Here is a 13,775-nt window from a genome sequence, read left to right as displayed (position 1 = left end):
CGAGGAGTGTGCGGTGACGTAGGGTCACGCGGATATGCGGTGGGGCATGGCACGAGAGGGCGGGAGACCGGAATGAACGCGAGCGCGTCGACCTCCGCGTACGCGGGACAGGACACGGGGACCGGAGAAGGGGCTGCGGCGGCAGACACTTTCCAGCAGCACCGGACCCTGTTGTTCAGCCTGGTCTACCACCTGCTCGGAAGCGTCACGGACACGGAGGACGTACTCCGCGAGCGACACATGCTCGCCCCGCAGAACGTCCGCCTCCGCACACCCCGCGGTCGCGACCGGCTCCGGCAGCCAGACCCCGACGTACTCCTCGGGCGCGTAAACGGGTACAGGACCGCAGGCCCCGCTACCAGTCCGACGCCCACGCCGTGCGGGCTGCCACGGAGCGCTTTCTGGACGCCGCCCTCGGGGCCGATCTGGACGCGCTGATGAAGATCCTCGCGCCGGACGTGCAGTTGTGGAGCGACGGCGGAGGCAAGCTGCGGACCGCGCTGCGGGTCGTCGAGGGCCGAGACAAGTTCCTGCGACTGGTCGCCTCGACCGCGCAGCGTCTGCCGGCCGGACTGTCCGCAGCACACCTGGAAGTCAACGGGGCTCCGGCCGTGGTGCTTTCCGCGGCCGGCCGGACGTGGGGGCTGATCGCCCTCGACCTGTGCCCGGATGGGCGGGTGCGGACCATCTACAACGTGATCAACCCCGACAAACTCTCCAGGTTGATCTGAGGCCCCGCGATGACCAGGCCCACCAAGATGACCTGGACCACTGAGACGACCGGGTTCACTTTGACGGAACGCCGCGCTCCATGGGTCGTGTTCACCTCGCCGGCCGACGCATGGCTTGCGTCGGAAACGGCCGCGCTCATGGAGTGAAACGGTCTCGTCCTGCGCCTGGACGGCCGGGACATGGGTGACCCGGCATCCGTCTTCCGCACCTTCGCCCGGGAGTTGTCGTTCATCGGCTCCTTCGGCCACAACTGGGACGCGCTCGTCGACTGCCTCCAAGACTGGCACGGTCCCGGCCACGGCAACCAGGACCTCGCGATTCTGATCGAGTACGCCGACGGCCTGCTGGACTCGGATTTCCTTGGTCTGTTCGTATCGGTTCTCGCCCAGGCGGCCTGGAACTCCAACCTGCGCCTGGACGCCAACGGCGAGCTCGATGAAGGGCGGCCGCGCATGGCCCAGCACTTCGTCTTCCTCCTGGACCACACAACTCCCGTTGCCTTCATGGATAAGACCGCGCGCGGCACGGACGTGGCGGTGGCGCTCGACGGCGGCCGCCTCCTCGCCACGTTGACCGACGTCGACTGGCCAGGCGGAAACCCCGCGTCCGCCCCCTGGACGGCCGGCCCGCTCTCCTTCGCAGACCGGGAGATCCTCGACGGCATGATGCTCCAGGCCGTGAAGCTGTTCCGAGGCCACCTCGGCTGCTCGATCCACGAGGCTCTGGACATCCTCCAGTCCCGCTCGGAGCACCTGCTCCAAAGCCGGAACCCTCCGGCCTGAGGACTACACCGACCTCACCCCCGTCCAGATCGAGATTGCGCCGCTCGTTGTCGAGGACACCACGCCACCCCGCCCCGCCCCGCCGCCGAACTGGGCGGGAGTGGCCCGGCGCCGGGTGATGGACGAGGCTCACGCGCGTACCGTGCCGTGCCGTGCCATCGGATGGTGCGCGCGTGAGATGTCCGTTCAAGGACTCGGGCAGGCTGGCCGCCGGGTTCGGCGGGTCGCGGACCGCGATGGAGTCATCCGGACCACGTGCCGGGTGGGGGAGCCGGCTCGGGCACCGGGAGCAGGTTGAGCACGAACACCGCATCGATCACCAGATGCGACAGCGTCGCTCCGCCTCCGGCAAGCCCGGGAACGATCCACACCACCGGCGCGCACAACAACGAAGCAACCAGGAGGCGGAACGACTTGGGGCGCATGCGGTGCCGAGAGGACGCTGCGATCATCATGGCGATGAGGTCCCACAGGCCGAGGAGCACGAGCACCATCCAGGTCATGAAGGCCGTGGCCAGAGCGTTCTGCCAGTACGGAGAAGTGCCCCCACCGGAAGGGTCCGACGGAACGACCAGGCTCATCGGGATGGCCAGTGCGACGAATGCGAGCACATGGCGACCCACTGGCTTTGTTCACGTTCAGCAGCAGCGTTTGTGTGCCGGTTTGGGCGTCAGTTGGTGATCACTGGGCCTCGGAATGTTCACGAGAGATAGCGTCAGCGCATGGATCAGCGCGGCCTGGACCGCTGGCTCGGGTTGTCAGGGGGACATGTTGGTGGCCTGGAAAGACGTTCGCCGCCTGCCGTCTAACCTCTCTTTGTGAGGGGTGGGATGATGGAAAAGTCGATCTTGGTTGAGTCCATCAGGTACTCTGCCGTGTGCCAGGGATGCGGCGCCGAGGCGGAGTGGTGCGGCGTTCAGGCACTGGTGGGTGAGGCACTGCGGTGGGATGTTGAGTCGACGTGTCCGACCTGCGGGTTTGCCCTGGCTGTGTGTGACGGTGACCTGCCGGAGGAACTGCGTGACCGACTGCTCTCCGAGCGCGGGCGGGCAAGGCTGCTGGTAGCCCCGCCAACGAAGAACGCCGCCATCATGCGGGTTCTGCGGGCGGAACTCGGCATCGGCCTGGACGGAGTCCGGGCCGTACTGGAGCAGGTCTTGACCAGGCAGTATTCAGGGACCCTGCCCGAGATGGAGCTCCTGGCGCGAAAGCTGCGGGCATCAGGCATCGAAGCGGCCGCTTCACGGACGGTGGATTGAGTGAGCTTGCCGGTCGGAACGACTGAGTTCGGCGAGGACGGCCCGCCGCCCGGAGGGCGGCGGGCCGTCGAGGCAGGTAGCGGCAGGGATCAGCCGGCCTTGGCCGACTCCTCGGCGCGTGCTCGGGTGCTGGCGAGGCGGTAGGAGTCGGTGCCGGTCTCGATGATGGTGCCGTTGAAGGTGAGGCGGTCGACGATGGCCGCGCAGAGGCGGGGGTCGGTGAAGGTCTTGGTCCAGCCGCCGAAGGACTCGTTGGAGGCGATGGCGACGCTGTTCTTTTCCTCGCGTTCGGTCAGCACTTGGAAGAGGAGCCCGGCGCCGCGGCGGTCGAGTTCCATGTAACCGAGTTCTTCGATGCAGAGGAGGTCGACGCGGCCGTAGCGGGCGATCGTCTTGGAGAGCTGCTTCTCGTCGGCGGCCTCGACGAGCTCGTTGACCAGCTTTGTGGCCAGCACGTACTTGACCCGGTAGCCGGCTATCGCGGCCTCGGTGCCGAGCGCGATCAGCATGTGGGACTTGCCCGTGCCGGAGTCGCCGATCAGGCAGAGCGGCTGACTCTTCTTGATCCACTCGCAGTTGGCGAGTGTGTGGACGGTGGCCGCGTCGATATTCGGGTTCGCGTCGAAGTCGAAGGTCCGCAACGACTTGTCCCGGGGAACCCGGCCGCCTTGATCCGCCGTTCCGAACGGCGCCGGGACCGGTCGGTTCGTGCGGACCGCGATCTGGCTGTAGCGGTCGACCCTCGGAGTGAAGAGCCGGCCCGTCTCGAACGGCTCCTCGGGCAGCGGCCTCAGCAACGGCCGCTCGACCTGGAAGTACTCGTCGATCGTCCGCGGCCGCGAACCGATCCGGCGACGTCCGTCCCGCAGGTCCCACTGATTGACGAGCTCGTTCAGCTCGGCCAGCGAGTCGACCTCGGGCACCGGCACCGATGGCGCTGGCAGACGCTTGGGTGGCTATGTGTTGGGCGTGCACGGGAATACGGCAGGGGCGGTGCCACCACGTTGGGGCGGTCGACGAAGATGTGCGCATGGTTGCCCATATACCTGCGGTCGGTTCCCTGGTGGACGAAGCGCAAATGTACGAGTTGATCGGTGGAGCCGCCGCCGTGGATCGGTTCGCTGTCAGCGGCGCAGATGTTCTTCTCGGCCCGGCAGGAACGGCGGTCATCACACAGGCAGGGGACGATGCCGGCCGCAGTGGCGTCTGGAGTGCCGGCGAGGTACGGGTGCTTGGGCCGGCTCCCGCGCCGGTGACGGAGCGCCTGGTCGGGAGGCCTGCCACCCGCGGGACGGACGACACGACGTTGCCGCTTCACCTGCTGGCCCGCGTTGACGAAGGGCTGCTCTACCTGGGCAGCGGCCGCCTGGGCATGGCCCACACCGAACATGGACCTGACCACCTCACCGAACAGCAGCTCATATCGTGTGCGCTGCGGCCGGACGCACCGTTGGACAAGGTGGTTCTCGATCGAGTGAGGCCCGTTGGCGCCACTGCTGACCTGCCGGGCCTGGCATGGCTCGGAAGTGTGAACAGTGACCGGGGTGCGGCCTTGAAAGAGTTCACCACCGCATGGCACTCCACCACCGTTGTTGCGGCCACCGCCTCTGGGCCGTTTCACGCGGATCTCCCGCAGCCTCTACGCGACTTCTACCGCCTGGCACAGCAAAGGCCCGCCGCGCTGGGTGTGCAGAACTACATCCTGCCTCCGAGCAAGATCCGGGCCGACGGTGAGTTCTTGACCTTCGGGTTCGAGAATCAGGGTTGCTTCGACTGGTCTCTGCGGTGGATGCCCGGGGAACCGCAAGCGGACCCGACGGTCTGGTTCCGTGCGGACAATGACAATCCGGTCGCCGAACAAGAACCCCTCAGCGGCTTCCTCATTCAATTTGCCCTCTACGAAGCCGCTATGGGAGCCGAATTTCTCGCAACCGCGCTCGGCGTCACGCCCCAGCAGCTCGAACAGCTGACTGCGGGACTGGTCCGTGTACCCCTGCGCCCCTTCCTGCCCTGGACCCCCACTGACTTCTACGTGGCACCAGGCCTCGTGATGCACATCGGCAGGAGCGACGACGAGCAGTTCGAGATCTGGGCCGGAGCAGCGCACCGCAGCGCCCTCCTGGCCCTGGCCGACTCGGACATCGACTGGAACACCTTCGACGGCTGACCGGGTGGACGTCGAACGTCCCGACGTCGTCGGCTTGCTAACGTCTGCCGGGCCCATCTCGCACGTGGTGCCGTGTCGTCGAAGCCGGGGGTGTGGGGAGCCGATACGGGCCTGACGATTGCGGCTTCGTTGCTCCGGAGCTGGCCAGTCTCGGCAAGCGTCACCACGAAGCCGCGCCCGGATGAGGCGTTGTGGCAGGTGTTGTCCAGACCGCACACACAACGATCAGGTTCCGCAGACCTAGACCATGATTACAAGGTGGTCCGTGGGGCTGTAATCGATCTTCCAGTCGGCACAGACCCCCATGGCGCCGTCCTCCTGACACCGGAGCCCAACCGTCACCCATCGGACCGACCCGTCGTCGGCGAGCGAGAACGCGACCGCGGTCTCGAACTCCTCGCCCCCGCACGGACAGCTCACCTCGCCTGGTTCCGCGTCCTCCCAGAACTGCTCGCTTTCCGCGATGAATGCGTGGCTGCCACAACCTGGCATCACCGGTTTGGCCTGGCCCCACCTCCAACGACACACCAACCCTGGGCAACATGCGCGCCACCTGCGAGCGGAAATGGACAGGTGGCCTTGCGGCTGCATCGGTAGTCTCCGCGGGTGTCGTTGACTCAGTACGTCTTCTTTGCGATCTCCAGTGTGGGCACCACTGCCGACGAGATCACCCAGTTGCTTGGCGTCGAACCGGACGAGACCACGGTCCGGGGAAGTTTGACCACCTCACCCCACATCATCCCGTTCTCTCATGTGTGGAAGGTCCGCTGCAGCGAGCCCGGCCTGCGGGTCGATGAGCAGATCAACCTGGTTATCGGCAGGCTCCAGCCCTGCATGGTGGCACTCACCAATCTGACAACCCGTCTCGCAACCGAGGAGGGTGCCGGCGGCGCGATTCTGCAGGTCCAGCGCTATTTCAACCGGCATGACGAGCAGTCCACCGGCTCGCCGGACGACACGAACCTCCTTGGGTGGCACCTGGACCGCGCGATGGTGGACTTCCTCACCGCAACCGGCGCAGAACTGGGTGTCGACGAATTCGACATGACGTCCGGCGACGACTGACACCGCGCGCTTCACACCGCGGCCACTACAGACCGGAGTCGGGGGCCGATTCGGGCCGGAACACAAGGCCCCGTCGCACCAAGCGGTCGCCAGCGGTGTTCTGGAAGAACACCGCGAGTTGCGCCGAGACACCCTCGCCAGCCTGAACATCAGCATGCACAGGCACATCGCTGCAGACTCCCGAGCCAGTACCCATCCACCTTGAGCGGAGTGATAGCGGCACTGTGCGGCCGCGTACAACGGTGGCAGTGTCGAGGTCAGCGCGCTTGAGCGTCGGGCCCGGGCACGTCCGGGGCGCGGGGCGGGCCGCCCGAAGCCCACCACAGTCATGGGCCGGGCCTCCTGCATCCGGACTTCGGCTTCATCCGGTGTGGCCTTGCCTGCCATCACCTCGTCGGCGGACCCACCCAGAAGTCCTGTCCCCTCCTGCATGCACATCCGCTGGCCAGGGTGACGATTCCTGCTGATCAGCGTGTGGTTAAGCTGCCCACCACTCTTGCTTCGGGGACGAGTTGCATAGGGGTGGGGATGCTGAGAGTGCAGAGATCGTCGGTGCTGGCGTTGTACGCCGTGGCCGTGACTCTCGTGGCCGGCTGCTGGGGCGGCGGTGAGCGCGACAGGGACGACGTGGCAAGTAAGACCCCGGCGCAGCAGATGAACGAGGCACTGTCCAACCTGAAGGGTTACTCGTCGTTGCGCTTGTCCGGGCTGTATCAGCGTGACCTTCCCGAGCTTTTGGACCTGCGAGTCGACAGGGAAGGGAACTGCGTCGGCACTCGCACTGTCGTGGAGGGGGTCACGGAGATAGTCAGCCTGGCGGGTGGCCCTACCTGGGTCCGGCTGGACGAGAAAGCGCTGGAGGACGCACGTGCCCTCAGCACGCTCGTGGCGAAGCACGAGGGTGCAGCGGTCGATGCTGCAGTGAAGAGGGCGCGTGGCAAATACATCGAGGTACCCGCCCGCGTCTGGACGGAGTGGCGGAAGCCGGATGCCGCGCTGAGCCTGTGTGACTTGGATTCGGCGCTGGCACCGGTCCCGTCGACCGTGCGAGACGCTGCCCGCGCGAACACGCTGAACAAGGACGGACACAAGGTCGTGCCCCTGGAACAGCAGACAGACGGATATCCCGTGACCGTCCACATCCCCGAGAAAGGCCCGTTGGCCCCCACGTACATCGAATATGCATTGGCCGGCGATCCAGTTGCGCTCGATCTGGCCGAACCCGATGCTCCGGTTGAACCAGTCGCACCCAATCCCGAAGACAGCATCGCCTACAGCGATGTCGAGGCGCTGTTCGAGTACTGAGATACCTGGAAGGCTCAGCACTCGCGTTGGCTTGGGACGATCTGAGTAGGTGCCGCAATTGCCGGGCGCTGCATCGACAACCTCAGCGGTCGCGACGAACTGACACTGCGTAACGTCCGTCGGCCCGGGCCAGGGAGATGATCTCGGTGGCCTCAGCAGGTGGCGGAGTACGACAATGGCGGAATGTCGTCGCTTGAGCTCACTGAGACTGAGTATGAGAGAACCGTCGAAAGTCTGCGCGGCACGCGCCTTGCCGGAGTGACCTACTACCCGCTGAGCTGCGGCGACGACGGCACCGAGGTCGAAGAGTGGGACTTCGGTGTGTGGCATCTACCCACGATGGGTGTCGGTCTGCTTGCTGAGGACGGAACTCACTACGCGGCGGTGTGGGGCAGCAGCTTCGACTACTACGGTCTGGAGCTTTTCCGAGCACCCATGTCCAGCCACCTGACCATGATCGGCGAGCCCGGAGGCTCACCCGCAGTGGTGGTGACTGGCCATCCTTCCTGGGCAGAGTTCATCGGGGTTCCGCTCACGGGAGCTGAAATCGTCTGGTCCGAAGGTGACTACGGACGCAGACTGCCGGTTGCTGTTGAGCTTCGCTCACCAACTGCCACCGCTTGGCTTGTGGCTGGCTGTCCGACTCAGTGGCCACCAGACGGACAGTTCTGGCTCGGAACCGACGATGTAATGACCGTCTTCACGCGCGAGCTCGCCGACGCCATCCATCTCCCCTTGGAAGGCAAGGAAGGGAAACGGGAGGCGGCTTCGAGCTAAGTCGCTTGACTCGCCAGTCTGTTCGGACATCGGGAACCTCCTCAGATCCCGCCATTACGCCAAGGACGGTACAGACCCAGCCGCGGAGCCCGCCGTTAGGTTGGCGACGTGAGTGATCGACCGAATCTCGACGCTGCCTGGCGGCGTCTGACCGGCTGGCTGCAGGTCAACGCGCCTGTGTCGTATGCCGCCCTGCTGCCGCCCGTACCGGAGAAGGAGATCGCGGCCGCGGACGCGAACCTGCGGCACCATCTCGGGTTCGAGCTCCCTGCCGGCGGCCGTGCTGGTGGTCTATCTGGTGATGCCCGGCATGGCGGCGCCGTTGCACGTCCCCGCGGCTGGGGGGTTCACGATGCCGTCGTTACGGCGAGTCACGACTCCGGGCAGCAGGCGCTGAGGTCCGGCGATGTGACCGTGCAGGCGCGCAGTACGGCGTCCCCGTTCACCCCTGGTCGGGTCTGCTCGATCCGACGAGCCGCCTTCGGCGTGAACTCGTGAACACGGTTCGGACAACCACCGGTTGAGGAGCGAGGGCGGCCGGTCGGTGTGCGGGGTGTGGGGTGTGGCGCCTCGGCGGGCCGCGGTGGTTGCGGTGGCGCCACGCCCACCCATGGGTGAGGGTTCGCGGGGAAGCCGGCTCGGCCTGCAAGGGTCACGCTCATGATCAACATGAGCATGCGGCGCGTCTCCGTCGCTGTCGCGACCGTCGCCGCCTCCCTTGCCACCGGCCTTGCGGCCCCCGCATCCGCCACCGCCACCGCCGCCGGCTCGGGCGGGGCTGTTGCGTCGCAGCGTGCGTTTGCCGCGCCCGGCTGCCCCGTCGTCGAGGACAAGCTGCACGTGGCCATCGAGCGCATCGACCTGGAGAAGGTGACGCCCGAACCTGCGTTCCGGCAGGACTGCGCCACCCTGTATCGGGCCGACGGGCGCGGACCCGAGGTGATCTTCGAGGAGGGCTTCAAGGCGAAGGACACCGTCAACGGGCAGTACGACCTTGAGAGTTACGTACTCAAGAACCAGCCCTCGCCCTATGTGTCCACGACCCGGGACCACGACCTGTTCAAGAAGTGGGCGAAGTGGCTGAAGCCGGGGGCCTTCAACTACTACATCGACGCCCCCAACGGCATCGACGTCAACAAGACCATCGGCGACGACCATAAATACGCGGACCAGCTCGAGATCGCGTTCCCCGGCGGTATTGCGCCCGAGTACATCATCGGCGTCTGCCCGATCCACAAGCGGACCAAGACCGAGATCATGTCCGAGTGCGAGAGCAACCCCGGATATCGGCCGGTCCAGGCGGCCTAGAAACCGGGCTGTGACACGGCCCGGCGGGCCACCCTGGGTACCGAAGGCGACACTCGGCGCCCACGGAAGCCGGGGATCCTGCATGGCGGCCACGGTGGTCGTCATGCAGGTAGGCGGTTCCGTACGAGGACCGTGAAGACCCGAGCCTGCCGTCCGCACTTATTGAGCACGACGCGATGAAGAAGCAACTGCAGTCGGTGAATTGGCACTGGATCGACCACACCACGCCCGTGCACCGCCTGTGGGACAAGCTCGTCCCTGGTCCTGTAGGTGCTTGCCGACGATACGCGGGTGGTTGCGGCCGGTGATGGCATCGAGGTGTTGTGATCATGCTGTCGTCGTGGTGACGACTTGCTGGTCAGTGCCGTGCAGATTCCAGAGCAACGGCCCTGAAGTCAGCTGAAATCGGTGTAGGCGAGGTGATCGCCGCAGATGGTGCATCGGAAGAGCATGGCGCTGGCACCGCCGCCGAGGTTTTGCACGAATTCCTCGAGTTGGTCGGCGTCATGCCAGCCGCCCAGGCGCAGGTCGGTGCGGAGTTGGTCGAGGGTTTCGGGGTGTTCGGCGAGTTCGCTGTAGCCGACTTCACCGAGAAAGGCGGCGGCGTCGTGGCAGTGGACGAGCCAGCGGGGGTCCTGCCATGCGGAGAAGGCCGGTGTGCGGCGGGTGACTTCCTGCAACACCTCCAAGGACACCCCGTCGAGCCCGTCCGCGTCGACGAACTCGCCGTCGAACCGTTCCGCCGCAGTGCCGTCAGCGATGCACCACGGGCAGACTCGACCCGGCACCTCCTGCTCGGTGTAGAGAGGCAGGGTGTAGATCCATCCGCGTTCCTGCCCGCAGCAGACGCACACCGCACCGCTCGCCGCGATCGCCCCGGTGGTGACGGGATCGGGGTGGTACCGGAACGACGGCAGCGGCCGGCTCACTGCCGGCCCTCTGTGAGGTAGAGGGCGGCGAGGCGGGGGAGGCGCCGGTGCATCTCGCCTGGATCGTCGAAGTCGAAGTCTTCGCCCATGTCGTACGCGCCGGCGTCGGCCAGGCCGTGGGTGGCGCGGTAGTGGTCGAGGGCTGGATAGAAGTCGTCCTCGTCACCGGTGAGCTGCCGGTAGCAGTTGGGGCCGACAGCGCCCAGTTCCTCGTAGAACACCGCCTCCTGATCGCCCGTCGCGGCCGATCGTTGTACGACAGGGTGCTCGGCGAGGTCGTCGGGGCAGCCGACGACGCGTTCGTACCAGGTGCGGCCCAGGCCGATGACACCGGCTTTGAAGTCCATGAACGCATCGTCCGAGCAGCCGCCGTGGATGAGGTAGCCGGCCGCCCACACGTCCCACCGGTCGATCGCCGTGTCCAACTGGTCCATGCGGACTTCGAAGGCCAGCACGTGCTCCTCGCCTCGTGCCGTCAGCAGATCGGTCAGTGCTTCGTGCAGCGGCGCATCGGCTGCGCGGGCGGTGTCGACGAGCTGCCAGAACGTATCCGTGTCCATGGCGGATGACTGTGCCATGAGCCACTGACAGCGCCACGAGGTGGCTCACACCACGGTGTGCAGATCGATGTCAGGACAACGCGGTTTGCGGTGGCACCCAGGTGAGTGCGGCGGTGCTTGGACGGCCGCGGAGAACTGACCACCGAGGACGTCCGGTTGGTCGCCCGGTCAGTGGGGGTGTCGCTGCGACCTCGAGCACGCCGCAATCGCATGCGGCACCATCCTCCCCAGCAACTTCGGCACGGCGCGGTCACTTTGAAAGCCTTGAACAAGACATTGCTGAACCATGCTGAGTGCGCAGCCTCGACGCATCCCGTTCCGACCGATGGCGAAGCGGCGTCCCTGCTGCGTGCGGCCGGCGCACGGGTGTACCCGAAGACCGATGAAGGCTGAACGTGTGCGTGGAGGCCTTGAGGCACATACCGGCGATCACCGCGTCGGCGATTGGGGCGCTGCTGGCACCAGCTGTGCCCTCTGGAGACGAATGCCCACCCTCATGGCGGTGAGCACAGCCAATGACGTGCGGCCCCATGGACAGCACGCGCACAGAACGAGCGAGGGGCATGTGAAGAGGCGAGCAGCAATCGCCACCCGGTGTTGGCGTACACCTGAATGTGAATGTGCCCAGTTGCGTACAGGTGAACGGGCTCACGGTCCTTACAGCCGAATCAGATTCTCCGCCGGTACACGCCGGGGGCCAGCCCGTGCGTGCGCTTGAACGCGTTGGCGTAGGCGAACTCGGAGGTGTTCCCACCTGGGCAGCGATAGATCTCAAGGGCGCTTCCGTCGCCCGTAGAAGGCGCGCTGCCGTTGTCATCCGCCACCAGGTCAGGTAGCCCAGGGGCGGTTGACCGCTCGTCTAGGAGAAGTTCCTGGCAAACGTCGCCCGGGAAAGGCCGGGTACCGCGGCGAGCGTCGCTACGGTCCAAGGCACTGCCGGGTCTCGGTGGATGGCATGGAGGGCGGCGGTGACCGCCGGGTCGTTGAGTGCCCCGGCGATCTCCACGTGGTGGATGATGGTGACGCGTCCTGCACGGCTGGTCACGGGCGCCAAAGGGCAGCCCGCGGGCCGACGCTTCCAACGAAGACAACCGGAATGTCAGTCACTGACTGGGTCAGATCCGCGAACTGCGCCACACAGGTTTCTGCCAGTGGCCGAGGCACACATCTGCGGAGCCCTGAACGTAGCCTCGTTGTCCGCGATCGTGCCGCGGCCCCGACCAGCGCGATCGCTCCTATGGCACTGATCTCATCGTGGCCGTCGGCTCCTGTTCCGGATCGCTCTGATGAAGTGTGCGATGCCCCAAGCAAGGCCCCATGGCACCAACGTCAGCAAGCCTACGTACACGCCGAGGAACGCAGCGGCGTCCTGCCTGTTTGCTGGCGTACCGGAGGAGCTGAATACGTCGAACAGGACTGCGGCCGGCGCACCGACCGTCACCGCCGGCACGAGGAGGGAACTGATGCGGCCCGCCGTGCGAACCTGTCCGGGAGGTTGTGCACAGCACGCACCCAAGGCGGCCATGATGAAAGGCCCCAACGGGATCCACAGCAGCACCACTCCGTAGACAACGGCAGCCCAACCCTCCCCAGATCCGAACATCACGGGTGTACCCCCTTACTGCACCGGTCGCCTTGCTGGACGATCACGCTATGCGGGGGCTGCCACGGTGTGGTGAGTACTCATACTCACATTCGACGCTTCGGCAACGGGGCTGCGTGGCTCTGGCCGCGTGAGCAGTGCAGTGACGAGCTGGCGGAGACCTGTAGCGTGCGGCATCAGGAATGGCGGCGTGTCCAGGACGTGATGGACGAGCAGAACTGGAGGGTGTACGAGCCGTTGAGGGATGCTGAAGGCTCTGCCTGGGCGTGGGAGCGGGAGAAACGCCGGCACGAGGCGGCGGCCGGACAGGCGGGTGGTGAAGCGTGGCGGCGCGGTGACGCGTTCGGGCTGCGCGTGGAGTGTGGTTGGCGGCGGCGAGCGATCGCATCAGGTGGGCGGGCTGACCTGTCGGCCAGGTAGGCGGGGCAGTCCCCGGTGGGTCCGGCCGGGGTCGTGGCGCAGATGCTCGAACGCATGGTGCTGGGGGAGGACGGGGTGGTTTCCGTTCCGGCGTTCCGGCCGTCCGCGGACGGGTCCGAGCCTTCAGCCACGTGAGACCAGGGACCATGCTCGGGTGTCACCGGGCCTGCGTGCTCAGCTGATACGTGCACCTGACGCTGCCTTGAGTTCCGCCGGCTTTTTGGATGTCGACGACCCGGTCGTTCACGAATATGCGGCAGCGGATGCTGTCTGCTGCCGTGAGCCCCGCATAGCGCGCGTTGAGAATGAGTTGCTGGCCGGAGTTCCGGGTCTCGCCGGTGGACTTGAAGAGCAGATGCTCGGAGGCCGCAGGGTGGTCGGATTCGGTACCGGAGTAGGAGATCTCCGCCTGGGACATCGTTCCGTCGACCTGAAAGGTGAAGGAGACCGGGGGATCGCCGGCAGGGCTCGAGCAGCCGCTCGCGCCGCACAGAAGTGTGAGCAGCACAGCCGCCCGCAGTCGGCGTATGGCAGTCATCAGATCCGAGCTCCTCACTGATTGTGGGGTGACGGGGTGCGGGCTGATCAAGATATACGCCGCTCTGTCCAGGGTGAGGCCGTGGGCGATCCGCGCGAAAGCGTGCACGCGGGCGGTGGCGCAGTCGGTTCGCCAGATCAGGCCCCAGCGCAACGGCGGAGCGTCGCTGACCGGGACGTAAGTGCCGTCGGGGCGTGCGTAGTAGCGAGTGGCCCGCTCGCCGATGGGCAGGGTGTCCGGTAACGGGGTGATCGTTTTGGGGCATGTCCTCCGGGCTCGTCGACCGGGAAGGTGCCGCGGCATGTCGATGTCGCCGTTGCGCAGCTACGG

The 13,775-nt window shown here is 66.3% G+C and carries 13 protein-coding genes and 2 pseudogenes; 9 read left to right on the top strand and 6 right to left on the bottom strand.

The window, feature by feature from the left end; genetic code table 11:
- Positions 1-377 precede the first annotated feature (377 nt).
- Positions 378-731, top strand: a complete 354-nt coding sequence (locus tag ACIBI4_RS04580; protein ID WP_399202109.1) for a hypothetical protein — start codon at positions 378-380, stop codon at positions 729-731.
- Positions 732-890: 159 nt separating this feature from the next.
- Positions 891-1,514, top strand: a complete 624-nt coding sequence (locus tag ACIBI4_RS04575) for a barstar family protein (RefSeq protein WP_399202644.1) — start codon at positions 891-893, stop codon at positions 1,512-1,514.
- 242 nt (positions 1,515-1,756) lie between these two features.
- Here ACIBI4_RS04575 and ACIBI4_RS04570 read toward each other — a convergent pair whose 3' ends face one another.
- Positions 1,757-2,008 (bottom strand): hypothetical protein, encoded by a 252-nt coding sequence (locus ACIBI4_RS04570; RefSeq protein ID WP_399202108.1) that lies wholly within the window; start codon positions 2,006-2,008, stop codon positions 1,757-1,759.
- A 339-nt stretch (positions 2,009-2,347) separates the two neighbouring features.
- Between ACIBI4_RS04570 and ACIBI4_RS04565 the strand changes: the two genes are divergently transcribed.
- Positions 2,348-2,773, top strand: a complete 426-nt coding sequence (locus ACIBI4_RS04565; RefSeq protein WP_399202107.1) for a hypothetical protein — start codon at positions 2,348-2,350, stop codon at positions 2,771-2,773.
- Between the two features lie 89 nt (positions 2,774-2,862).
- Here the strand turns inward: ACIBI4_RS04565 and istB are convergent.
- Positions 2,863-3,476, bottom strand: a pseudogene (gene istB, locus ACIBI4_RS04560) (IS21-like element helper ATPase IstB); the annotation flags it as partial.
- A 327-nt stretch (positions 3,477-3,803) separates the two neighbouring features.
- Here istB and ACIBI4_RS04555 point away from each other — a divergent pair.
- The 6 genes from ACIBI4_RS04555 to ACIBI4_RS04530 all read left to right on the top strand — a co-directional run bounded on the left by ACIBI4_RS04555 (position 3,804) and on the right by ACIBI4_RS04530 (position 9,395).
- On the top strand, positions 3,804-4,940 hold the full coding sequence (locus tag ACIBI4_RS04555) for a hypothetical protein (RefSeq protein WP_399202106.1): 1,137 nt from the start codon (positions 3,804-3,806) through the stop codon (positions 4,938-4,940).
- A 606-nt stretch (positions 4,941-5,546) separates the two neighbouring features.
- Positions 5,547-6,005, top strand: coding sequence for a DUF4279 domain-containing protein (locus tag ACIBI4_RS04550; RefSeq protein WP_399202104.1), 459 nt, complete (start codon positions 5,547-5,549; stop codon positions 6,003-6,005).
- A 576-nt stretch (positions 6,006-6,581) separates the two neighbouring features.
- Entirely contained in the window at positions 6,582-7,310 is a 729-nt protein-coding gene (locus ACIBI4_RS04545; protein WP_399202103.1) for a hypothetical protein, read from the top strand.
- A 159-nt stretch (positions 7,311-7,469) separates the two neighbouring features.
- A complete protein-coding gene (locus ACIBI4_RS04540; protein ID WP_399202102.1) occupies positions 7,470-8,087 on the top strand; it encodes a hypothetical protein in 618 nt (205 codons plus the stop codon).
- Positions 8,088-8,195: 108 nt separating this feature from the next.
- On the top strand, positions 8,196-8,585 hold the full coding sequence (locus ACIBI4_RS04535) for a hypothetical protein (protein ID WP_399202100.1): 390 nt from the start codon (positions 8,196-8,198) through the stop codon (positions 8,583-8,585).
- 162 nt (positions 8,586-8,747) lie between these two features.
- Positions 8,748-9,395 carry an ADP-ribosyltransferase gene (locus ACIBI4_RS04530; RefSeq protein ID WP_399202099.1) on the top strand — a complete coding sequence of 216 codons (648 nt, stop codon included), beginning with the start codon at positions 8,748-8,750 and terminating at the stop codon, positions 9,393-9,395.
- 395 nt (positions 9,396-9,790) lie between these two features.
- On the opposite strand, the gene ACIBI4_RS04525 is transcribed toward ACIBI4_RS04530, so the two are convergent.
- The 4 genes and pseudogenes from ACIBI4_RS04525 to ACIBI4_RS04510 all read right to left on the bottom strand — a co-directional run bounded on the left by ACIBI4_RS04525 (position 9,791) and on the right by ACIBI4_RS04510 (position 13,445).
- Positions 9,791-10,324, bottom strand: a complete 534-nt coding sequence (locus ACIBI4_RS04525) for a CbrC family protein (protein ID WP_399202098.1) — start codon at positions 10,322-10,324, stop codon at positions 9,791-9,793.
- Complete coding sequence (locus ACIBI4_RS04520; protein WP_399202097.1) at positions 10,321-10,884, bottom strand: DUF4240 domain-containing protein; 564 nt, start codon at positions 10,882-10,884, stop codon at positions 10,321-10,323. The genes ACIBI4_RS04525 and ACIBI4_RS04520 overlap by 4 nt, the downstream gene beginning before the upstream one ends.
- A gap of 668 nt (positions 10,885-11,552) precedes the next feature.
- A pseudogene (locus ACIBI4_RS04515) lies at positions 11,553-11,881 on the bottom strand (helix-turn-helix transcriptional regulator); the annotation flags it as partial.
- Between the two features lie 1,183 nt (positions 11,882-13,064).
- Positions 13,065-13,445 (bottom strand): hypothetical protein, encoded by a 381-nt coding sequence (locus ACIBI4_RS04510; RefSeq protein WP_399202095.1) that lies wholly within the window; start codon positions 13,443-13,445, stop codon positions 13,065-13,067.
- Between the last annotated feature and the right edge of the window lie 330 nt (positions 13,446-13,775).

Origin of the sequence: Streptomyces sp. NPDC050418, assembly GCF_044458745.1 — a bacterium.
Classification (GTDB): Bacteria; Actinomycetota; Actinomycetes; order Streptomycetales; family Streptomycetaceae; genus Streptomyces.
Note: the sequence above shows the minus strand (reverse complement) of the source record. Positions and strands in the feature narration are given on the sequence as shown.